This is a genomic window from Gillisella vitis (assembly GCF_021559775.1).
Taxonomy (GTDB): domain Bacteria; phylum Pseudomonadota; class Alphaproteobacteria; order Rhizobiales; family Rhizobiaceae; genus Allorhizobium; species Allorhizobium ampelinum.
In genome coordinates, this window is sequence record NZ_CP056048.1 from 830,774 (window position 1) to 851,767 (window position 20,994).

At 56.5% G+C, this 20,994-nt stretch carries 19 protein-coding genes; 4 read left to right on the forward strand and 15 right to left on the reverse strand.

Features of this window, described 5'->3' with window-relative positions:
* Positions 1 to 152 precede the first annotated feature (152 nt).
* The 3 genes from AVCG78_RS20720 to recX form a co-directional block, all read right to left on the reverse strand.
* Positions 153 to 2,837 (reverse strand): LuxR C-terminal-related transcriptional regulator, encoded by a 2,685-nt coding sequence (locus AVCG78_RS20720; protein WP_071206447.1) that lies wholly within the window; start codon positions 2,835 to 2,837, stop codon positions 153 to 155.
* A gap of 141 nt (positions 2,838 to 2,978) precedes the next feature.
* Positions 2,979 to 3,587 (reverse strand): 4'-phosphopantetheinyl transferase family protein, encoded by a 609-nt coding sequence (locus AVCG78_RS20725; protein WP_174089743.1) that lies wholly within the window; start codon positions 3,585 to 3,587, stop codon positions 2,979 to 2,981.
* Between the two features lie 189 nt (positions 3,588 to 3,776).
* Positions 3,777 to 4,355: a recombination regulator RecX gene (gene recX / locus AVCG78_RS20730; protein WP_071584552.1), complete on the reverse strand. Its 579-nt coding sequence runs from the start codon at positions 4,353 to 4,355 to the stop codon at positions 3,777 to 3,779.
* 243 nt (positions 4,356 to 4,598) lie between these two features.
* On the opposite strand from recX, the gene AVCG78_RS20735 reads away from it, so the two are divergent.
* Positions 4,599 to 5,624 (forward strand): NADP-dependent oxidoreductase, encoded by a 1,026-nt coding sequence (locus tag AVCG78_RS20735; RefSeq protein WP_071206458.1) that lies wholly within the window; start codon positions 4,599 to 4,601, stop codon positions 5,622 to 5,624.
* Positions 5,625 to 5,630: 6 nt separating this feature from the next.
* Here the strand turns inward: AVCG78_RS20735 and AVCG78_RS20740 are convergent, their stop codons facing one another.
* The 12 genes from AVCG78_RS20740 to chrA all read right to left on the reverse strand — a co-directional run bounded on the left by AVCG78_RS20740 (position 5,631) and on the right by chrA (position 17,787).
* The gene (locus AVCG78_RS20740; RefSeq protein ID WP_071206450.1) at positions 5,631 to 6,113 is read right to left on the reverse strand and encodes a GNAT family N-acetyltransferase; all 483 of its coding nucleotides are present in this window, start codon (positions 6,111 to 6,113) and stop codon (positions 5,631 to 5,633) included.
* An 83-nt stretch (positions 6,114 to 6,196) separates the two neighbouring features.
* A complete protein-coding gene (locus AVCG78_RS20745) occupies positions 6,197 to 6,805 on the reverse strand; it encodes a hypothetical protein (protein WP_041698595.1) in 609 nt (202 codons plus the stop codon).
* Between the two features lie 306 nt (positions 6,806 to 7,111).
* The gene (gene ileS / locus AVCG78_RS20750) at positions 7,112 to 10,108 is read right to left on the reverse strand and encodes an isoleucine--tRNA ligase (protein ID WP_071206453.1); all 2,997 of its coding nucleotides are present in this window, start codon (positions 10,106 to 10,108) and stop codon (positions 7,112 to 7,114) included.
* 484 nt (positions 10,109 to 10,592) lie between these two features.
* Complete coding sequence (gene mctP, locus AVCG78_RS20755) at positions 10,593 to 12,068, reverse strand: monocarboxylate uptake permease MctP (RefSeq protein WP_071206454.1); 1,476 nt, start codon at positions 12,066 to 12,068, stop codon at positions 10,593 to 10,595.
* A complete protein-coding gene (locus tag AVCG78_RS20760; RefSeq protein WP_012654120.1) occupies positions 12,058 to 12,255 on the reverse strand; it encodes a DUF3311 domain-containing protein in 198 nt (65 codons plus the stop codon). Before AVCG78_RS20760 ends, mctP begins: the two co-directional genes overlap by 11 nt.
* A 131-nt stretch (positions 12,256 to 12,386) precedes the next feature.
* Positions 12,387 to 12,647 (reverse strand): hypothetical protein, encoded by a 261-nt coding sequence (locus tag AVCG78_RS20765; RefSeq protein WP_234617629.1) that lies wholly within the window; start codon positions 12,645 to 12,647, stop codon positions 12,387 to 12,389.
* Between the two features lie 152 nt (positions 12,648 to 12,799).
* The gene (dapA, locus tag AVCG78_RS20770) at positions 12,800 to 13,717 is read right to left on the reverse strand and encodes a 4-hydroxy-tetrahydrodipicolinate synthase (protein WP_081355252.1); all 918 of its coding nucleotides are present in this window, start codon (positions 13,715 to 13,717) and stop codon (positions 12,800 to 12,802) included.
* A gap of 16 nt (positions 13,718 to 13,733) precedes the next feature.
* A complete protein-coding gene (locus AVCG78_RS20775; protein ID WP_071206455.1) occupies positions 13,734 to 14,144 on the reverse strand; it encodes a hypothetical protein in 411 nt (136 codons plus the stop codon).
* A gap of 56 nt (positions 14,145 to 14,200) precedes the next feature.
* Positions 14,201 to 14,392 carry a hypothetical protein gene (locus AVCG78_RS20780; RefSeq protein WP_041698597.1) on the reverse strand — a complete coding sequence of 64 codons (192 nt, stop codon included), beginning with the start codon at positions 14,390 to 14,392 and terminating at the stop codon, positions 14,201 to 14,203.
* A 112-nt stretch (positions 14,393 to 14,504) separates the two neighbouring features.
* Positions 14,505 to 15,485: a bifunctional riboflavin kinase/FAD synthetase gene (locus tag AVCG78_RS20785; protein ID WP_012654124.1), complete on the reverse strand. Its 981-nt coding sequence runs from the start codon at positions 15,483 to 15,485 to the stop codon at positions 14,505 to 14,507.
* A gap of 12 nt (positions 15,486 to 15,497) precedes the next feature.
* Positions 15,498 to 16,349, reverse strand: coding sequence for a TIGR01459 family HAD-type hydrolase (locus AVCG78_RS20790; RefSeq protein WP_071206460.1), 852 nt, complete (start codon positions 16,347 to 16,349; stop codon positions 15,498 to 15,500).
* 106 nt (positions 16,350 to 16,455) lie between these two features.
* The gene (gene chrA, locus AVCG78_RS20795; RefSeq protein ID WP_234665038.1) at positions 16,456 to 17,787 is read right to left on the reverse strand and encodes a chromate efflux transporter; all 1,332 of its coding nucleotides are present in this window, start codon (positions 17,785 to 17,787) and stop codon (positions 16,456 to 16,458) included.
* A 183-nt stretch (positions 17,788 to 17,970) separates the two neighbouring features.
* Here chrA and groES point away from each other — a divergent pair, with 183 nt between their 5' ends.
* From groES to AVCG78_RS20810, 3 genes are all read left to right on the forward strand, one after another.
* Entirely contained in the window at positions 17,971 to 18,267 is a 297-nt protein-coding gene (gene groES, locus AVCG78_RS20800) for a co-chaperone GroES (protein WP_012654127.1), read from the forward strand.
* Between the two features lie 68 nt (positions 18,268 to 18,335).
* Positions 18,336 to 19,979 (forward strand): chaperonin GroEL, encoded by a 1,644-nt coding sequence (groL, locus tag AVCG78_RS20805; RefSeq protein WP_012654128.1) that lies wholly within the window; start codon positions 18,336 to 18,338, stop codon positions 19,977 to 19,979.
* Between the two features lie 619 nt (positions 19,980 to 20,598).
* Positions 20,599 to 20,982, forward strand: a complete 384-nt coding sequence (locus tag AVCG78_RS20810) for a hypothetical protein (RefSeq protein WP_234617627.1) — start codon at positions 20,599 to 20,601, stop codon at positions 20,980 to 20,982.
* Positions 20,983 to 20,994: the final 12 nt, after the last annotated feature.

The window sequence follows — 20,994 nt, forward strand, 5'->3', positions numbered from 1 at the left end:
AAAGCGAAATTAGAAGAGTCGTGTTCAATGGCTCTTCTTATAATATGCTATTTCACGACGACTCGCTTGGTGCAGCCGGGTTAAGCCGATCCCTCGCCTTGCAAAACCAAACGAGAATTCGGCCATCTACTTACCTTGCTATAAAACTGCAATTACAGTGAGATGCCAGCGCGGCGAGCGGCACCGACCGCGGCGGTGCGGGTAGTGACCTTGAGCTTTGCGAAAATATTGCGCAGATGAAATTTGATGGTGTTGTCGCTCAAGGCCAGTTTACGACCGATTTCCTTATTGCTGAAGCCCTGGCTGAGCAGCGCCATGACAGCAAGTTCTCTGTCTGTCAGCGCGGATGACGAGAGACTGTGAAGCGGCATGTCTTCGCTGGTCTCCGGCGCCACCTTTCCTTCCGGTAGCAGGGCTTGTAGCCGTTGACGCAGAACTGCCGACATCGGACTTTCCTCGGCAATTGCCCTGAGATCGCCCAGGAAATCGTCGCCTTCAATCCAGATCATGGCCCGAAAATCTTCCATCGGAAAGGTCAACAGCAGATCTTCCAAGCGGGCCGCAACGATCTCGCGTTTTTCCTCGGCAATCAACAGACGCATGTCGAGAAGCGCCAGTTCCACGCTGCGAAGATCGTGGATTTTCGTTAGTTGCTGGCTAATCAGGATGGAAAGCGCTTGTCTGGCGCGCTCGAGATCGCCGCGAACCAAATGGATGCGTGCCCAAAGCAGAGCCGGCGTCAATCCACGCAAATGGATCGCCAGATTATTATCCGGCACCGAGGTGATGTCTTCCATGCCGAAGCCATGGGCCTTTGCGTAGCGAATCGCCTGCTCAACATCACCGCTTTCCAACAGGAGCAACACCCGGGCGCCGTCGATCAGCCGGATCAACCGATGAAAACCACGCCGCTTGGCCGCCGACCGTGTCCGGTCCGCCAGCGCATGGGCCGCGGTCATGTCGCCCTCTAGTCGGAAGATCATCTGCTGGGCGGTAAACCCAGCGGCCAGAAGATCGAACCAGGCATCATGGCGCTCCAGATGCGGCAAGGCCCAGCGCAGACAAGGCCCGGCGGCCTCCAGATCGCCACGCATGACCAGCAATTCTGCCTTGAGCACCTGTCCCAAGGCGTCGAGATCGGTGCCCTTGCCAATGCAGGCCTGCACTTCATCGATCAACTGCTGATAATACTCCTCAGCGCCGGAGCAATCGCCACTGAAAAAAGCAGCTTGGCCGATATGGGTGTAAAGATGTACCGCGCCGAAATCAGCACCGCCGTCACGGAACGTCTGAACCGCAAGATGGCCGTAATGCAAGGCCCGATCCATGTCGCTGCGGTCGAGGAAATTATAAGACAGCATATTCAACACCATGGCGCGGTGTACGAGTTCGGTGCTGGCAATGTCTGTCAGATCGTTTTCCAATGCGGCCAAGTCTTCGGCGCAGGCAGGGCGGTCGAAATACAGCCCCAGCAGCACACGGACCACTCGCAGATCACTGGTAAACGTATCCGGAGCAGCCGTGTCGGCCCTCTCCGCAATGCCGAGATAATGGTTGGCGGCATCAAGATGCCCGGCTTTGGCACTGACCACCGACAGGCCAAGCGTGGTCAGTGGAAAACAGCTGAGATCAATGGCCGAAACATTGGCCATGATGGAGTTGAACACGCTGGCACCCCCTCGGCTGGTCGTATAGACCCGCCGCCAGCCGCCGCTGGTCTCGACGATTTCCGCAGCCAGATTGGCATTGCCACTCATCAGTGCATGGCGCACGGCAGCATCGAAATCACCTGTTGTTTGGAACCAGCGCGCTGCCCGTTCCAGAACATCCTGGACTTGATAGCCACGTCGAGCGGCCTCTTCCTTCAGGAAGGCATTGAAAACCGGATGGTAGCGGATCCAGCCGCCACCGCCAGCCAGGAGGGCGACCGGCAGGGCATGATCTCCCAGTTTGCCAAGCAAGTCGGCGCTATGGGCATCGGCGAAGACGGCCTCGACGAGATCGCGATTGACGGTAGGGAAAGGCGCCGTCTTTAAAAGCAGTTCCTGCACATCTTCAGGCAGATTGGCAAACACCTGCTCCGACAAATAGCTACCCATTTCGGCATTGCCGCCGTCGAAGGTGGTGAACAGCGTGCCGCCATCGACATTTTCAGCAATCAGCAACCGGATCATCTGCAAGGCAACCGCCCAGCCTTCCGTCCTTTTATTGAGCCCAGCGACTTGCTCCCGGCTCAAGCTGGCAGTCTGTCCGGCAAAAAACTCCTCAGCTTCCTGGTCGGAAAACCCCAATTCGGCAATATTGACCTGGCGGAATTCGCCTTTCAACCGCAGTGCGGATACCGGAAAACGCGGTGGCGTGCGCGAAATCAGCACCAGCTTCAGGTGGTTCAGCGTCTGGTCGCCCAACAGGCGCGCGACGATTGCCTCGGTCGCATCGGTCTGGGCGAAGTGATAGTCATCCAGAAACAGGATGACCGGCTCGGTGATCTTGCGCAACCGCGTGGATAACAAGGCCAGAAGCGAGGCGACGGTCATGCTGGAATCAACACCCGTGCCTTCTTCCAGACGCAGGGCGTTGACGGCTTCCAGCAGCAACAGGAGGAACTGTGTCTGGTCGCTATATTCCTGATCCAGCGCAAGCCAGGAGAGGCTGTAGCCTTCGGCGCGCAGGGTATCGAACCATTGCGCAGCCAGGGATGTCTTGCCATAGCCAGCCGGCGCAATGATGGTGGTCACCCGTTTCAATCCGCCAGCGGAAAGATGCGACAGGATTGCCCTGCGCTTGATCGCGCTCTGGGTACTGATCGGGGGCTGAAATCGCAGAGTGAAGTTCATGAAGAAAACGTGCTATGTCGCATCCGCTTTTGCAAGCCTGTTCTGATGTAATCGAAAGATTACAAACATATCAACCGGTAAAAAATTATATTAACCAAGCAAAACCCATGTAATTTTTAGGGTATTATTGCAAAAGCTAAATTATAACGCAGCCTCATCTTTCGCAAGGCTGATGCCGGTATGAACCAGACCCGGCGTCAGGCAAAAGCGTCCTTCGATCACTGTTCCCGCCGGAAATTCCACATGGAGGCGTGACAGCAATTCGGCGGTAAACAGACCATCCCGATCCGGATCGATCCGGATCAGCGCGTCTTCGAACCAGAACATTTTTTCAACCAATGGATAAAGACATTTGAACAGGCTCTCCTTGGCAGAGAACACCAGGGTGGTATGAAGTTCCGGCAAAAGAGAGCTGCTGGCCCCAAACCTGTCTTCCGGACCGCAGATCCGCTCTCGGACATTGCCCATAACCTGCGCTGTCATGACCTGTTCTGTGTCCATGCCAAGGCTGCGAAATCGAGCCGCATCGGCAACGGCTGCCGCAGCAAATCCGTGCGTATGGGTGATCGAGCCGACCAGCCCTGGGGGCCAGACTGGTTCGCCACGCGGTCCCGCTGTAACGGGTGCGGCAGGCTGGCCGGTTTGCGCCGCAATCGCCTCCATGGCGCAGAACCGCCCGCCCACATATTCCGCCTTGCGCTTGGCAACCGCCTTTCCCATGCTTTCCGGCAGGGGCACGCCAAGTTCCATTGCCGCTTCCGGCGTAAAATCATCGTGACGGAAGCAAACAGCGCGATGCGAGATGAAGGCCTCGAAAAGCGGAGGCACAGGGCATGAGGAGTATATTTCCACCTGATTATTGGCCCGCTGGCTCATGAAAAACCCTTGAATACGTCTTGAATTGAAAGAGATGCAGATCAACCCACCAGCAAGCCTCGCTTACAGCGGTTGTTGCAACAAATACTCTTCGGCCTCTTCGCGTGACATGGCAAGCACGCGTTGCACCAGATCGAAGCCAAAGCCATTGCGTGCCATGCCCGACATTTCCTTCATTCTCTGCCGTTCATCGCCGTCGCTGCGGCGAAAGGGGCCATAGCCGCGCTTTCTGGCAAATCGAATGGCGGCGGGCAGGTCGTCCATATCCTCCAGCGCTGCCCTCACCACGTCCTTCTCGATACCCTTGCGCGCCAGGGTCTGGGCGATAGCACGTCTGGATTTGCCGCTGCGCGCCGCCGATTGCGACTTGATCTGCGCATACGCATCATCGTCCAGCGCCAGCATCTGGCGGCCAAAGCGCACGGCTTCGGCGGCCAGCGCATCCACCGTCTCCGGCTCGATGCCCTCATATTTCTGTCGTGCCTTGCGGGAGACGGCATCGCGCAATTCCCGCTCACTCATCATCCGTCGGCCGAGACGATAGGCGGCAGAATTGCGCGCCCAGGCCATCATCCGCGGTTTCGGCTGCAAAGGGTCAGGTTGCGCCTCGCTGTCGAACAGGGTTTGCGTCTCGCCTGTCATCTCGCTCGTCGTTCCAATGCTGGCCATGCCTCTATTGTTCGTCTGATGATGGACGCTATATCACTTTGTCATGGAAGACGACAGGACCGCCCAGCGAGGTGGGCCTCTAGAATTTGGCAGGGTCATATTGAACCAGACAGATTCTTATTCCTGTTGTTTTCGTTTGTCTTTTCGAGAAAATCCCGTTGCATTTTTCCCTGAGGCAAACTCTAAACCAATGTGAATTTTGAAATGAAAGACACCATGACACATCAACACAACCTCCAAATTCAGCTTGCATCCCGTCCAACTGGCGCTCCAGCGGCCGATAATTTTCGGCTGGAAACTGGCTCTGTGGGCGAGCCCGCCGACGGCGAGGTCCTGCTGCAAATCCTCTATCTGTCCCTCGATCCCTATATGCGCGGACGCATGAGCGCTGCGAAATCCTATGCCAAGCCGGTTGAGATTGGCGCGGTGATGGAGGGCGGTACAGTCGCCCGCGTGATCCGCTCAAGACACAATGATTTTCAAGAGGGAGATATCGTTCTCTCCCATTCCGGCTGGCAAAGCTATGCGATTGCCAAGGGGGAAACGCTGCGCAAGATCGATCCGTCGACAGCCCCCATCAGTACCGCGCTCGGCGTGCTGGGCATGCCCGGCTTTACTGCCTATGCGGGATTGCTGACCATCGGCAAGCCAAAGCCCGGCGAAACGGTGGTGGTGGCCGCGGCCAGCGGCGCGGTTGGCTCTGCGGTCGGTCAGATTGCCCGCCTCAAAGGTGCGCGCGCGGTCGGCGTTGCCGGCGGGGCTGACAAATGCGCTTTTATCAAAAACGAACTCGGTTTCGATGCGGTGGTCGATCACCGCTCTCCTGATTTTGCCCAGGAACTGGCTCAGGCCTGCCCCGATGGCATCGACGTTTATTTCGAAAATGTCGGTGGTGATGTCTGGAAAGCGGTCTTCCCGCTGCTCAATAGCTTTGCGCGTGTGCCGGTCTGCGGGCTGATTGCCCAGTATAACCAGTCCGTGGAGGATGCGCCCGGCCCGGATCGTCTGCCGATGACCATGCGCGATATTCTGACCAAGAGTCTGACCGTGCGGGGCTTTATCCAACGCGAATTTGTTGATCAATTTCCGCAATTCCAGCGGGAGGCGGCAGGCTGGATTGCCGATGGATCGCTTCGCTACCGGGAAGACATTGTCGATGGGTTGGAAAACGCCCCTCAAGCCTTTATCGGCCTGTTGGAGGGTAAGAATTTCGGCAAATTGCTGGTGCGCGTCTCCGAATAAGAGTTATCATCTTCCGGCGGCAAAATCCGCAAGCTTGTCGCCGGAGAGCCGGTAGCGGAGCCATTCGGTCTGCGGCTCTGCACCGACAGCATCATAGACCCGGATGGCTGGCTCGTTCCAATCCAAAACGCTCCATTCGAACCGGCCACAGCCGGTATCGACGGCAAGCTTTGCCAGATAGCGCAGCATGGCCCGCCCAGCACCGCCGCCGCGATGGGCCGGATCGATGTAGAGATCTTCGAGATAAAGCCCCTTGCGGGCCTGCCAGGTTGAGTAATTATAGAACCAGATCGCGTGACCAACAGGGTTCCCCTGCTTTTCCAAGACTACGGCAAAGGCAATGGCTCCGTCACCAAACAACGATTGATGCAGGCTTTCTGCTGTAGCCTTTACTTCATGCTCGGCTTTTTCGAAAATCGCCAGATCGGTGATGAAGCGAAGGATAACCGGAACGTCATCGGGGCGCGCTTCGCGGATGGAGAAATCCATATAGAACCCTCAAAAGAAAAGCAGGCCATTTCGGGCCTGCCTGATATGTCGCTGAAAACACAAAGTTTTGGGGCCGCCAGAACTTATTGGAAAGGCATCCACCATGATTTGTTGGAATTGGACATTTCCGCTTCCTTCTGGCGACGTTTTTCCTTCTTGGCTTCTGGTTCGCCTAGATCGTCCAACTTGGCCTGATCTACTTCACGGTAGGAAGCTGGCGGATCGGACAGAACCCGGCGCTGGTCGATATAGGCGCCCTTCTGAAGCTTGCGGGCATCGCGGAAGGCCTGCCATTTCTGGGTCTCGGTCATCGTGCCATTGGTGCCGTTGCCATCGAGAAGCGGCGAACGATAGCTCTGGTTGCCACGGTTGGCATCGGCTTCGGCCACAAGCCTTGTGCGGGTGTCCTCAGGGCTTTCGACCCAATCGGGATTATCCTTGCTGGCCAGGGATTGCTGCGGCTGCACCAGCTGTGCGGTCTCACCCTTGGGCGGCAGAACGAGGTCTGGGCGCGGATTATATGCCGTGTTTGTCGTTGGCTTCTTGCTGCCGATAGAGGCGGCCGAGCCAACATCGTCCACCAATTGTTCCATAGACGTCTTATCTGTGCCATAGGTCGGGCCGCTGGTGCAGCTGCTCAAGGCAGAGCAGGCAGCAAACATGCCAACAAGAACCATCCGTGCCTTAACCATCAATACCTTCCAGCCTTTTTCATGTCCCGGACCCAAAGTTCCGTCAGTCGTGGCAAGCATCCTACCATCCAGCCTCATGCTGAACCGACGGATATCCGCACCGCTGTCGCGTGTATGGCTTCAGATCGGAACCTCCCGCGCGCCTTATACAGCAAGCTCAGGAGAACATCAAATCGGCCATACCGGCACCAACCTGAATAATTATCAGGCGGCATCTTCCCGCCTGATAGAAAATTCCGGCCAATTTCAGGCAGCTTCTACCGGATGATCCTAAAAAGCGCAAATCATCCGGTAAATATTCATCTGTCAGTCAAGTGTCAGTTCGCGCAAGGCCGCCGCATCCCGTGCCGAAACATCGGGATAATCAGGGTCGGAGCCGACATCGTCGGTGATCCGCCAGGAGCGGGCGCATTTGCGGCCCTGCGCCAATTTCGGCTCGACGGAGACCGCCCCTACATCTGACAACCGGAAGGCATCGGACGGACCCTCGCCCTGAACCACCGAAATGGCCGAGGTGATGCAGATTTCAGCGAAATCCTGCCCCTCAAGCGCGGCCAGCAGATCGGCATCGGCAATATGCACAACGGGAGCTGCTTCCAGCGAGGAGCCGATGCGCTTGTCCTTGCGCTCCACTTCCAGCGCGCCGGTCACGACGCTGCGCACCTTGCGGATCTTTGCCCATTTGCCGTCCAGCACTTGGTTCAGCCACTGCGCCGGGATCGCCGGGAACTGTTCCAGATGCACGGAAACCGCATCCGGGTTGCGCGACAGCCAGGCTTCCTCTGTGGTGAAGGGCAGCATTGGCGCCAGCCACAGCACCATGCAATCGAACAGCTTGCGGATCACGAACAGGGAAGCACGGCGGCGCGGCGATGATGGCGCGTCGCAATAGAGCGCATCCTTGCGGATATCAAAGTAGAAGGCCGATAGCTCGACATTGGCAAAATCGGTCAGTGCACGGGTGATCTTCTTGAACTCGAAAGCGTCATAGCTGTCGCGCACAAGCACATCCAGCTCGGCCAGCCGATGCAGCATCAGCTTTTCCAGCTCTGGCAGCGCGTCATAGGCAATGTCTTCGCCATGGTCATGGGCAAGCGTGCCGAGCATCCAGCGAACCGTATTGCGGATTTTGCGGTAGGCATCGACATTGGTCTGGATGATGGCTTTACCCAGACGCTGATCTTCCCAATAATCGGTGTTCATCACCCAAAGGCGCAGGATATCGGCACCGGACTGGGCCATAACATCCTGAGGCGAAATGGTATTGCCGATGGATTTCGACATTTTACGACCATCTTCCGCCATGGTGAAGCCATGGGTGATGACGGCATTATAGGGTGCGCGGCCACGGGTGGCGCAGGATTCCAGCAAGGATGAGTGGAACCAGCCGCGATGCTGATCAGAGCCTTCGAGATAGACATCAGCAGGCCATTTCAGGTCCGGGCGATCTTCCAGCGTAAAGGTGTGGGTGCAGCCCGAATCGAACCACACATCCAGAATGTCGCGCACCTGCGTCCAACGCTCTTGGTTTGGCACGCCTTCGAGGAAACGTTCCTTGGCACCGTCAGCAAACCATGCATCCGCACCTTCCACCTCAAAGGCTTCCAGAATGCGGGCATTGACGGTCTCGTCTTGCAAGACCTCACCAGCCTCATCGGCAAACACGCAGATCGGAACGCCCCATGCGCGCTGACGCGACAGCACCCAATCCGGGCGGCCTTCGATCATGGCGCGCAGACGGTTCTGGCCAGCGGCGGGCACAAAACGGGTGTCGTCAATGGCGCCAAGGGCGCGGGAGCGCAGCGTGGTACCATCGCCCAATTCCTTGTCCATATAGACAAACCATTGCGGCGTGTTGCGGAAGATCACTGGCTTCTTGGAGCGCCATGAATGAGGGTATTCGTGCTTGTAGCGGCGCTGTACGGCAAACAAACTGTTCGACTTTTTCAATGCCTCGATTACCCGCTCGTTGGCATCGCCCTTCTTGCCGTTGTCATCCATCACGCGAGCAGCGCCACCTTCAGCCGAGGGGCCAAAGCCGGGAGCGTCTTCGGTGTAGAAGCCAGCGTCATCGACGGTAAAGGGGATTTTAGTGGAGATACCACGTTCGTCGAGCCAACGAGCCGCCGACATCCATGCGTCAAAGTCTTCACGGCCATGACTTGGTGCCGTGTGAACGAACCCTGTACCGGCATCATCGGTGACGTGATCACCGTCGATAAGGGGAACTACGAATTTATAGCCTTCGCCGAGACCTTTCAAAGGATGATCACATGTGATGGCCGCTAAATCGCCAACCGATACATCGCTACGCAACTCAAGCTTTATTTTAGCTTTAGCCTCACAATCTTTGACCAAGCGCTTGGCGAAAACCAGCCTTTCGCCCGGTTGCGGTCCAAAACCGTTGGTCGCCTCAGTGACTTCATAGAGGCCGTATTCGATCTCTGACGAAAATGAGATGGCGCGATTGCCGGGAATGGTCCACGGCGTTGTGGTCCAGATTACAACATGAGCTCCGTTTAATCCGATCAAGTTTAAATACTGTTCAGCGGTGTACCATGCTTCGCTAGGAACAAAACCGCCTGGGCCAGCTTTGCTAGAATCATAACGACTTTCAGACATTCCCGTCACCGGAAACTTCACCCAAATCGTATCACTTTCAACCTCGTGATACTCCACCTCGGCTTCGGCCAAGGCGGTGCGTTCCACCACCGACCACATGATCGGCTTGGAGCCACGATAGAGCTGGCCACTCTTGGCGATTTTCAACAATTCGCCAGCGATGCGGGCTTCCGCGTGGAAATTCATGGTGGTGTAGGGATTTTCAAAATCGCCCTCGATACCGAGGCGTTTGAACTCTTCCGACTGCACCTTGATCCAACCGGAGGCAAAATCACGGCATTCCTGACGGAATTCGTTGATCGGAACGTCGTTCTTGTCCTTGCCCTTTTCGCGGTATTTTTCCTCGATCTTCCACTCGATCGGAAGGCCGTGGCAATCCCAGCCGGGGACGTAATTGCTATCAAACCCGCGCATCTGGAATGAGCGGGTGATTACGTCTTTGAGGATTTTGTTCAGCGCGTGGCCGATATGGATATTGCCGTTGGCGTAAGGAGGACCATCGTGCAGCACGAATTTTTCGCGGCCAGCCGAGGAGGCGCGCAGCTTCTTGTAAAGCCCCATCTGCTGCCAGCGGGCAACGATTTCCGGCTCTTTTTGCGGCAGGCCTGCGCGCATCGGAAACTCCGTCTGCGGCAGGGCCAGCGTGGCGGAATAGTCTTTTTTATCAGTGGTCTCGGTCATGATCTAGCCATAGATGAGAGGCGGCAAGAGTGCGCCTGAAAGAAGAGAAAGTCGGTGACGGGGCGTGGCAGAGCACACGCCGAAAACCCGGACCCTCCGGCAGCTCCTAGAGCGCGCGGAAGGCCGGGCCAATAATTCGCCCGATACTACGGAAAGCTATGGTCAACCCGACTGTTCTCATGATGGCGTTTGTTTAAGCGGTTTCACACCGAAAGAGAAGAGGGAAAGAGACGAGGGAAAACAACAAAGCCTTGCGACCTCTATGATGTTTTTAAGGGGCAGCCTCCCTTTCGTCGTCATGCTCGGCCTTGTGCCGAGTATCTAACCACATGGGCCACACACGATTGTCAACTTACGTCAGCGCAACATCATGCCACGGCAGACCCTCGGGACAAGCCCGAGGGTGACGGCCGCGAGGATGACGGCACCGTCAAACGAAGCACCACCAGCGAGTCGGTAGAAGCCGCCGCGCTGGTGGACAATCTCACGCCCGCGCCGGTACCTTGGCAGGGGTGATCAGGTTAACCACCACCGCCACAACAATATTGGCCACGAGTGCCAGAATGCCGGTATAGACGGTGAACTGCGTGTCCCCGAAGCTCAGCGTATGCAGCGGCTTTAAACCATTCAGCCAGACCAGCCAGGTGCCGCCGACAAAGCCGACCACCCAGCCCGCCAGCAGGCCGGGAACCCGGAACCAGTTGGAAAACAGCCCGAAAATCAACGCTGGAAGGGTCTGCAAGATCCAGACACCGCCCAGAAGCTGAAGATCCAGCGCAAACTGGGTCGGCAGGAAGACAATCACCAGCAGCGCCCCAACCTTGACCACCAGCGAGGTGATTTTTGCCACCTGCGCTTCACCTGCATGCGACACATCCGGGTTGACATAGGCCTTCCAGAAATTGCGGGTGAACAGATTGGCGGCACCAATGCTCATCACTGCGGCTGGCACCAGAGCACCAATGGCGATGGCAGCAAAGGCAAAGCCCGCAAACCAGCTTGGAAACAGCGTCTGGAACAGCATCGGCACGATGTCATTCGGGGTGGCCGGTTTCAGTCCTGCCGCATGGCCCATATAGCCCAGCAGCGCCAAAAGCCCCAATAGCAGCGTATAGGCGGGGAGCAACATGGCATTCTTGCGGATGGTATTGGCACCGTTCGAGGCAAAAATTCCCGTCAGCGTGTGCGGATACATGAAGGCCGCCAGTGCCGAACCGAAGGCCAGCGTCGCATAGGCCACATATTGATTGCCACCCAGCAACAGCCCGCCGGAGCCCTTGGCCTGGAAGGCCGCATCGGCGCTGGCAAACACATTGGCATAGCCGCCAAGCTTCATCGGGATCGCGGCGACGGCAACAATCACCACGATATAGATCATGATGTCCTTGACGAAAGCGATCAGCGCCGGAGCGCGCAAGCCTGCGGAATAGGTGTAGAGCGCCAGAATGATAAAGGACACCATCAGTGGCACTTCGCCATGCAGGCCAAGCGCTTTCAGCACGGCGGCCATGCCGACCAGCTGAAGAGCGATGTAGGGCATGGTGGCAATCACCCCTGTCAGCGCTACCACCAGCTCCAAAGCGCGAGAGCCGTATTGGCCATGCACGACATCGCCTGCGGTCACATAGCCGTGCTCCTTGGCACGCCGCCACAAAACCGGCATGACCAGAAATACGAAGGGATAGACAATGATCGTGTAGGGCAGCGCGAAGAACCCATAGGCGCCAACCGCATAGACCAGCGCCGGAACGGCAATGACCGTATAGGCGGTATAGAAATCGCCACCCACCAGAAACCAGGTGATCCAGGTGCCGAATTTGCGCCCGCCCAGACCCCATTCATCGATATGGGCCATGGTCTCCGGCTTGCGCCAGCGCGAGGCGACAAAACCCATGACGGTGACAAGCGCGAAGAAGAAGATGAAGACGGCAAGCGCCGTGGGATCGATCTCAGTCATCATGGGGCATGCTCCTGTAGGCGATGTAAATCAGGAGCGATGTCAGGGGTACCCACATCAACTGGTACCAATAGAAAAATGGAAAGCCGAACAGTGAAGGCTCACGAATATTATAAAATGGAACCCATAACAGGCCAATATACGGAATAACCAGCAGCCAGCAGGCCGCTGTCCAAATACGTTTTTGCATGAAACCCTCTCCCGCAAAAGCTGAGGCGCAACTGCATTGCGCGCCTCAAAGCCTCGCAATCATTTCCGATTCACAGCAAGGCTGCAACCTGAAACAGAAAGTCTTACGGTTGGAAAAGAGGGTACGTCCCGTCAGGCGGCTGGAGCGCGGATGTGGTCGCTGGTGAATCGCCCCAATTCCACAGTCACCGAGGCGGGCGCACGGCAAATCTCGTTCATGTGGTGATCGCATTCGCTGGCGGCAAAGCGCAAGGCGGCGTCCTCCGTTGCAAAGAGACCTCCAACCTGGCCTGCCCGATCATGCACGACCCACCAGCCATGATGATCCCGTCCGATGGTAAAGCGCGGCCCGGTCTTTTTGAAGGGTGAAATATTATCCGACATAGTGCCCATGGTGAGCATCTCCTTTGACTGAAGAGATTATACAAAGAGTCATTGAAAATGACTCTTTGTATTCCTTTTGAAAATATCCCAAGCCTCTGACGCATTTGAGATATTTTCAATTTTTCAAGTCGAGGATGCGCCAGCATCTTCGAGGCTTGGTATTAAGAGGCCTTGGCAGATGTTTTTACAGAATGATTGCCAAGGAGGGTGATGGCGGTGCGTATCAGCGCCTGCGCCTCGTCGCCAACAGGCGTCAAGGGCAAACGCAATTCCGGGGTCAAGCACCGGATGAGACTGAGCGCTTGTTTGGCGGCAGCGACCGGATGTTCCAGATCAAGTGCCGCAAAGAGCGGCAGCAGCCTGTCCTGAAGCACGCATGCCGCCGCGATATTCCCGTAGCGAAAGGCATTGTGCATGGAGGCGACCTGGCGCGGTGCGATATTGGCGGACAACGAAAAGCCGCCATGCCCACCTGCTAGCGTGAAGGCAAGTGCGCTGCGATCATGGCCCGAATACCAATGTATACGGGCGCGGCAGGCGGCGGACACCTGCGCCAGACGGGTAACATCGCCGGTGCAATCCACCAGCCCGACAACCGAGGGTACGCATACCAAGGCTTCCGCCAGATCCGGCGTAATATCGACAGCGCTTCGTGCCGGGCAATTGACGATAACCAGCGGAAGGTCAACCGCCTCAGCCACGGTTTTGATATGGGCAAGCAAGCCCTTCTGTGACGGCTTGCTATAAAACGGGGCAACCAGAAGAGCCGCATCTGCCCCAAGCGCCTTTGCATGCAACGTCAACTCCAGGCTGCTGCGCGTACAATTGGTGCCCGTGCCAACAAGAACCGGAACAGCGCCTTTTGCTGCGGCGACAGCGGTTCGGATGACGGCAGCGCGCTCGTCATGCGTCAAGCTGTAGGCTTCGCTATTTTCCCCGCAGACCACCAAGCCGGCCATTCCGGACTGGATCTGATATTCGATCAGGCTGGCAAGGCCCGCGTGATCGACCTCGCCATTGCTAAACGGGGTAATGAGATCTGCATAAGCGCCATCGGGCAGAAGGCGAGGCATGAACATGAACGGCTCCAAAGGTTCAAGCAGACGCGCGGGACCGCGCCACAACGATCAGCACCGACAGAATGGCCGCCGCCCGGTCACAATGCGTTGCGGACACCATTTGATCAGGCTCTCCCTCTCTGAGAACAGCGATACGGCATGACCAGCGTCCTGAGGCACATTGCAGATTGCGAATTTCAATTTCGGGATTGGCATTGGCTGCCAGCATCAACACGGCATCGAATATCGCGCCGGCGGCTGTCAGCGCGCAGAGCCTGGAATAAAGGCGAGGATTGCTGCGGCACGCCGCAAGCATCGGAATCGCGCGCACCGCATCCCATATGTGGTTTTCACGCAAATGGGATGCATCGGATACACGCTGCGACAACACGTCCAGCGGATCGGTGATTTTGTGGCAATAGCTTTCGGCCACGTCCTTGGCAGGCATCGTCTTGACTTTCCACTGCGGGGGAATTGCGGCGCATCATTTCCAGCGCGCTATGATCAGGCGATCAGCGCCACGGACAGCATGAGCATGCTGAACAACCCGAAGGCCCAGACGATGCGGTTTATCCGTGCGCGGTTTTTGCGATCATGCCGGACTCTACGGGAGACGCGGGCTCGGGGCATGCAATAGGCACCCGGCTCGATCGAGGACACACTGAAAAAACAAGGGTCATTGACGATCATGTTCATGCACTCTGTTGGTGACACGAACGATATAGGCGCGCCGATATAAGTTCTCGATTGGGAATCTGGTCGCGCTGTATAAATAATTCATAAAGACAGACCGGCTCGTCAGCCGACGTCAAAAGGTGATTTTACGGTCCAGTTCACCCAGAGGCTTAACGCCCGCCAGCAATGCCCTTGCCTCCTCCGCATCGATATTGATCTGGGCGACCAGCGGATCGAGACCCTCGAATTTCCACTCGTCACGCAGATGTCCGAAGAAGGACACGCCGCAAATTTCTCCATAAAGATCGCCAGAGAAATCGAAAACGAAGGTCTCCAGCAGCGCCGCACCATTTTCTGTCACCGTCGGGCGATAACCGAAACTGGCGACGCCATCATGCAGCGAACCATCGGCCCGGCGCAGGCGCACGGCATAAATGCCGGGACGCAGGGTAGTTTCCGGCGAAAGCGCCATATTGGCCGTTGGGAACCCCAGGGTGCGGCCCAGTTGTTGGCCCTTGATCACCTCGGCTTCCACGGTAAAGCGATAGCCAAGCAGGCCCGCCACCTCGCTGATCGCGCCCTTGGCCAGCAGGCCCCGGATGCGGGTGGAAGAAACAACCTCGGCATTTTCATCGCGGAAGGCATCGAGAAGGGTAACGCCGAAACCGTATTGCGCGCCCATCCCCATCAGGAAGGCCGGGCCGCCTTCGCGCCCTTTGCCGAAATGAAAATCGAAGCCGGTCACTACTTGGGCAGCCCCCAGCCAGTCCACCAGCACGGTCTTGACGAAATCCTCGGCGGAACGCTGCGAAAACTCCCGGTCGAATGGATATTCGATCACCGACTGAAACCCCATCGCCTCCAGAAGGCGGGCCTTGAGCGGCGCCGGGGTCAGGCGAAACACTGGGTCTTGCGGGGTGAACACCGCACGGGGATGCGGCTCAAAAGTCAGGACCAGTGCGGGAACGCCGCGTTGCCGCGCCAGTTCCAGCGCGCGTTCTAGCACGCTTTGGTGGCCACGATGCACGCCATCGAAATTACCGATGGCAACAACGCCGCCCTTCAGGCTGTCGGGCAGCGGGGTCTTCTTTTCATTGCGGTGAAAAACGGTCATTGCACTTTCCCGTCAGGCCAAGCGGGGCATCCACCACTTTGGCGTCGCGGCTTCTCGCTCCAGGTAAGCGTTCAGCATCGTCTCATCGGTCTTGCCGTTGGTGGTATATTCGGCTGCATGGATACCGCCGCTCACATAGAGAAGGTCAAGGCCGAAGCTGAGCGCGCCCCTCACATCGGTTGGCATACCGTCGCCGATGGCGATGATGCGGCTGCGGTCAATCTCAGTGCCACGTATTTCCTGCGCTTTCGCCAAAGCTGCTTCATAAATCGGGCTGTGCGGCTTACCGGCATAGCGGGTTTCACCGCCCATTTCAGCGTATATCGCTGCCAGAGCGCCGGCGCAGGGGACGAGCTTGTGACCACGTTCCACGATCAGGTCGGGGTTGGCGACGATCATCGGAAGTCCACGCTGGTTCAAGCCTTCAAGCATCCCGCGATAGTCTTCCGGCTGCTCCTCTTCGTCATTGAACAATCCGGTGCAAATAATGGCGTCGGCCTCGTCTGCCGGAACCAGTTCGACATCGAGCCCCTCAAACAACGACAGATCCTGGCTCTGGCCGATCAGAAAAGCGCGTCGCGGGGCTTTTTCAATCAGTTTTCGCGTCACATCACCGGAAGAGACGATAGCGTCATAGGCCGTTTCTGGGACGCCAATTTGATCCAACATTACCTTCACACGGTCAGATGGCCGTGAAGCATTGGTAATCAGCACGACGGAAACGCCATCGGCCCGGGCTTGCGACAGGGCCTCTCCTGCCGCCGGGAAGGCATCGATACCATTATGCAAAACGCCCCAGACATCCGAGAGGATGACATTGTAACCCTGGGTGATTTCATTGAGCGTATCGATAGGTTTTGCCATGGAATCCGTTGCCTGCTGAAAGAACTGGCCTGACATGGCAAAGCTGCGCCGCAATTGCAAGAGATTTGCCGGAACATCAGGGTTTTCAGCTCCGTTCCGACGCTGATCACACGGCGTCAAGGTTCCACAGCAATCCAGCCACAGCAGCCAGACCCAGCACAATTACCATGCTGATCTTCAACCGCATCAGCAGAAGCGCCGAGGCTGCAAACAGAAACAGCGACGGGATATCGAGCGAAGCAAGATGCGGCCACCAAAGGCCCGGAGCCCGCTCGCCCGGCCATAAGGCGCTCAACGGAATTCGATCCACTTTCGCAAACAGCACATGCAACCCGAACCAGACGGCGAGATTGCCGATCACCCCGACCACGGCAGCGGTAATGGCCGAAAGCGCTCCATCCGCCAACCTATTGCCGCGCAAACGCTCGATCAACGGCGCACCGGCGAAGATGAACACGAAGCTTGGCACAAAGGTCGCCCAGGCCGTCAGCAATGCCCCGGCCATGCCTGAGATCAACGGCATTACACTATCGGCATCACGAAACGCCGCCAGGAAACCGACGAAGGAGAGGACCAGAACTAGGGGTCCCGGTGTGGTTTCGGCCAGCGCCAGCCCATCGACCATCTCGCCGGGGCGCAGCCATTGATAATGTTCCACTGCCACCTGCGCCACATAGGCCAGCACCGCATAGGCCCCACCGAAGGTGACCAGCGCCATGCGGGCGAAAAACAGGAAAATCTCGGTGAGCCTCCCGCCGCCGTCAAACAGCGCCAGCACGGCCAGCGGCGCCAGCCAGAGGCCAATCCAACCCAGAAACGATAGGGCGATATGCCTCCAGTTTAGCGGTAGTTCTCCTATGGCAGGCTGTGGTTTCGAGACGGGCTGCCCAGAGGCGCGGATCAGCCCGGCCAGAGCCGCCAGCAGGACGACAACAGGAAAAGGCAAGGCCAGACAAAACAGTGCCAGAAAGGCGAAGGCGGCGACAAGCCAGTGAAAGCTAGATTTCAGCGCTCGCCCGCCGATGCGGAGCAGCGCTTGCAGGACAATTGCCAGCACCGCAGCCTTTAACCCGAAAAACAGGCCCGCAACCCAGGCAATATCGTGATAGACGGCATAGGCCGCCGAAAGCCCGATCATCACAGCAAGACCTGGCAGCACAAACAGCAGACCGGCAATCAGCCCGCCCCGAATACCGGCATTCAGCCAGCCGATATAGGTCGCCAGTTGCTGGGCCTCTGGCCCAGGCAACAGCATGCAATAATTCAACGCATGCATAAAACGCGCTTCGGAGAGCCATCGTTTTTCATCAACGACAATCCTATGCATCAAGGCGATCTGGGCAGCGGGGCCCCCGAATCCAAGAAGACCGATAGACCAGAATGCCGCGCAGAGCGCACGAAGCGGCACAACCGGAACATGGTCTTGCCTTTTTGCCATGTCAGAGCGTTCCGTCATGCGCGCGTCGTCCCATTCAGGCATATATTTTTTGAGCGGCATCCTTGACTCAGTCTGGAACCGTCCTTATCTCAGGCTCGCTAGCACTCGAACTGACTGAGTGCTAACAATATCCATGCGGGGCCGTTTCGGCCCGCGAATGTCATTTGATCGAGGGATTAGACAATGGCAAGCACCAATTTCCGCCCACTGCACGACCGCGTAGTTGTTAAGCGCGTTGAGTCTGAAGAAAAGACCAAGGGCGGCATTATCATTCCTGACACCGCCAAGGAAAAGCCAGCTGAAGGCGAAATCATCGCTGTTGGCCCAGGCACACGCGACGACAAGGGCGCTCTGGTTGCTCTGGACGTCAAGGTTGGCGACCGCGTTCTGTTCGGCAAGTGGTCTGGCACCGAAGTCAAGCTCGACGGCGTTGACCTGCTGATCATGAAGGAAGCCGACATCATGGGCGTTATCGGCTGATTTTAGCCGAATACCCCTTCTTCCTTTTAACCAATTCACCAATGGGTTAGATACCCGGGAGTTTGAAAATGGCTGCTAAAGAAATCAAGTTTGGCCGCACTGCGCGCGAAAAGATGCTGCACGGCGTTGATATCCTTGCTGACGCTGTCAAGGTAACACTCGGCCCTAAGGGTCGTAACGTTATCATCGACAAGTCGTTCGGTGCTCCACGCATCACCAAGGACGGCGTATCTGTTGCCAAGGAAATCGAACTGGAAGACAAGTTCGAAAACATGGGCGCACAGATGGTTCGCGAAGTTGCTTCGAAGACCAACGACATCGCAGGCGACGGCACCACCACTGCTACCGTTCTGGCCCAGGCTATCGTGCGCGAAGGCAACAAGGCTGTTGCTGCCGGCATGAACCCAATGGACCTGAAGCGCGGCATCGATCTGGCTGTTGCTGAAGTTGTGAAGGACCTTCAGGCTAAGGCCAAGAAGATCTCCACCTCTGAAGAAGTTGCTCAGGTTGGTACGATCTCTGCAAACGGCGACACGCAGGTCGGTAAAGACATTGCTGAAGCCATGCAGAAGGTTGGCAACGAAGGTGTTATCACCGTCGAAGAAGCCAAGACCGCTGAAACCGAACTTGAAGTCGTTGAAGGCATGCAGTTCGACCGCGGTTACCTGTCGCCTTACTTCGTCACCAACCCTGAAAAGATGGTTGCTGACCTGGAAGACGCCTACGTTCTGCTGCACGAAAAGAAGCTCTCCAACTTGCAGGCTATGCTGCCAGTTCTGGAAGCTGTTGTGCAGACCGGCAAGCCACTCGTCATCATCGCTGAAGACGTTGAAGGCGAAGCTCTTGCAACGCTGGTTGTCAACAAGCTGCGTGGCGGCCTGAAGATTGCTGCTGTCAAGGCTCCTGGCTTCGGCGATCGCCGCAAGGCCATGCTGGAAGACATTGCTATCCTCACCGGTGGTACTGTTATTTCCGAAGACCTCGGCATCAAGCTCGAAACTGTCACCCTCGACATGCTCGGCCGCGCCAAGAAGATTTCCATCACCAAGGAAAACACCACCATCGTTGATGGCGCTGGTCAGAAGTCCGACATCGAAGGCCGCGTTGCCCAGATCAAGGCTCAGATCGAAGAAACGTCTTCCGATTACGACCGCGAAAAGCTTCAGGAACGTCTGGCCAAGCTCGCTGGCGGCGTTGCCGTTATCCGCGTTGGCGGCTCGACCGAAATCGAAGTTAAGGAACGCAAGGACCGCATCGACGACGCTCTGAACGCAACACGCGCTGCTGTTCAGGAAGGCATCGTTCCCGGCGGCGGTACAGCTCTGCTGCGCTCCTCCACCAAGATCACCGTTAAGGGTGTAAACGACGACCAGGAAGCTGGCATCAACATCGTTCGCCGCGCTTTGCAGTCTCTGGTTCGCCAGATTGCAACAAACGCAGGCGACGAAGCTTCCATCATCGTTGGCAAGATCCTCGACAAGGACAACGACAACTACGGCTACAATGCCCAGACCGGCGAGTTTGGTGACATGATTGCCATGGGTATCGTTGACCCGGTTAAGGTTGTTCGCACGGCCCTGCAGAACGCGGCTTCAGTTGCTTCGCTGCTGATCACCACGGAAGCCATGATTGCTGAACTGCCGAAGAAGGATTCGGCTGGCGGCGGCATGCCTGACATGGGCGGCATGGGCGGCATGGGTGGTATGATGTAATAAGGCGAAAGCCTTATTACTCGACATCTTGATAGAGTTCAGACTCTCTGAAGGGCGGCTTTAAAGCCGCCCTTTTGCTGTTTAAAAGGACCCTGTGCCCCGCATTTGCGCCAAAAATTTCCAGTGATTGTTGCTCAGCCTGTCATTGGATGCGCAAGCAATCCAGATGCGATTTGAAGGCCTCGTCAACTGAAGCCAAGATTAGCTCTCCCGTCGTTTCGACTAGGGATACTGTCAACGTTATTGGATTTATTATTCCTCTTCGTCGTTCCCATAAAATAGAAAATCCGTTTCATTCAAAATAACGTTTAAATTTAACTTTTTTTTATCAATTTTCCTGAGTATATGAATTACATTCATTATTTATAACGCATCCCACGCTGAAGATCGCGGCAATGTTTTGAATGTGCGGCATGGCTGCACGGAAAAACGCGAGCTTCAGGAGAGAAGAATAAGCGTGAGAGCCGTGAAAGTTTGACGTGGCCGTTCGTTCTTGGTTGCAAAAACGCATCCTGCTTTTGCGGCATTACTCTCTAAAAGAAGTCCAGATCGAGATTTGGATCATGCCGGTTGAACAATACGTCTGATGGGGAATGTCTTGTTTAAAATTGCAGGATTGATGCAAACGGTAGACACCGAAGAAATTGCCGGTAACAACGGCATCGGCAGTTGGACCTTGCCTTACGGCCTTATCGAGCAATGGTCGGGCGACCTTAACAATGGCGTGGTCAAAATTGGCGCAAAAACCGCTACATTTCATGGATTGAGCAGCCAGGAATGTGGCCTTCTGACGATCACGCGCTGCTATGACTATAAGGATAGGATGTCTATTCTCGAAATATTCGAAAAGGCAGCCAGCACAGTGTCCTCTTTTTACTATTCCACCGTAATCGTCAAAAGCCTTTCGACCAAACAACCGGTCTTTTGCATGGGAAAGTCCTGTGCGCTCGGCAGCCATAATGGCTCGATTGCTGGCGTGTTCATTTTCCCGACTGTGTCCTGAAGCAGGGTTGTA

Excerpts from the sequence above, each read along its gene's own strand:
- AVCG78_RS20720 (WP_071206447.1), bottom strand. The coding sequence starts at position 2,837 with ATGAACTTCACTCTGCGATTTCAGCCCCCGATCAGTACCCAGAGCGCG.
- AVCG78_RS20725 (WP_174089743.1), bottom strand. The coding sequence starts at position 3,587 with ATGGAACTTGGCGTGCCCCTGCCGGAAAGCATGGGAAAGGCGGTTGCC.
- recX (WP_071584552.1), bottom strand. The coding sequence starts at position 4,355 with ATGACAGGCGAGACGCAAACCCTGTTCGACAGCGAGGCGCAACCTGAC.
- AVCG78_RS20735 (WP_071206458.1), top strand. The coding sequence starts at position 4,599 with ATGACACATCAACACAACCTCCAAATTCAGCTTGCATCCCGTCCAACT.
- AVCG78_RS20740 (WP_071206450.1), bottom strand. The coding sequence starts at position 6,113 with ATGGATTTCTCCATCCGCGAAGCGCGCCCCGATGACGTTCCGGTTATC.
- AVCG78_RS20745 (WP_041698595.1), bottom strand. The coding sequence starts at position 6,805 with ATGGTTAAGGCACGGATGGTTCTTGTTGGCATGTTTGCTGCCTGCTCT.
- ileS (WP_071206453.1), bottom strand. The coding sequence starts at position 10,108 with ATGACCGAGACCACTGATAAAAAAGACTATTCCGCCACGCTGGCCCTG.
- mctP (WP_071206454.1), bottom strand. The coding sequence starts at position 12,068 with ATGATGACTGAGATCGATCCCACGGCGCTTGCCGTCTTCATCTTCTTC.
- AVCG78_RS20760 (WP_012654120.1), bottom strand. The coding sequence starts at position 12,255 with ATGCAAAAACGTATTTGGACAGCGGCCTGCTGGCTGCTGGTTATTCCG.
- AVCG78_RS20765 (WP_234617629.1), bottom strand. The coding sequence starts at position 12,647 with ATGGGCACTATGTCGGATAATATTTCACCCTTCAAAAAGACCGGGCCG.
- dapA (WP_081355252.1), bottom strand. The coding sequence starts at position 13,717 with ATGTTCATGCCTCGCCTTCTGCCCGATGGCGCTTATGCAGATCTCATT.
- AVCG78_RS20775 (WP_071206455.1), bottom strand. The coding sequence starts at position 14,144 with ATGCCTGCCAAGGACGTGGCCGAAAGCTATTGCCACAAAATCACCGAT.
- AVCG78_RS20780 (WP_041698597.1), bottom strand. The coding sequence starts at position 14,392 with ATGAACATGATCGTCAATGACCCTTGTTTTTTCAGTGTGTCCTCGATC.
- AVCG78_RS20785 (WP_012654124.1), bottom strand. The coding sequence starts at position 15,485 with ATGACCGTTTTTCACCGCAATGAAAAGAAGACCCCGCTGCCCGACAGC.
- AVCG78_RS20790 (WP_071206460.1), bottom strand. The coding sequence starts at position 16,349 with ATGGCAAAACCTATCGATACGCTCAATGAAATCACCCAGGGTTACAAT.
- chrA (WP_234665038.1), bottom strand. The coding sequence starts at position 17,787 with ATGGCAAAAAGGCAAGACCATGTTCCGGTTGTGCCGCTTCGTGCGCTC.
- groES (WP_012654127.1), top strand. The coding sequence starts at position 17,971 with ATGGCAAGCACCAATTTCCGCCCACTGCACGACCGCGTAGTTGTTAAG.
- groL (WP_012654128.1), top strand. The coding sequence starts at position 18,336 with ATGGCTGCTAAAGAAATCAAGTTTGGCCGCACTGCGCGCGAAAAGATG.
- AVCG78_RS20810 (WP_234617627.1), top strand. The coding sequence starts at position 20,599 with ATGCAAACGGTAGACACCGAAGAAATTGCCGGTAACAACGGCATCGGC.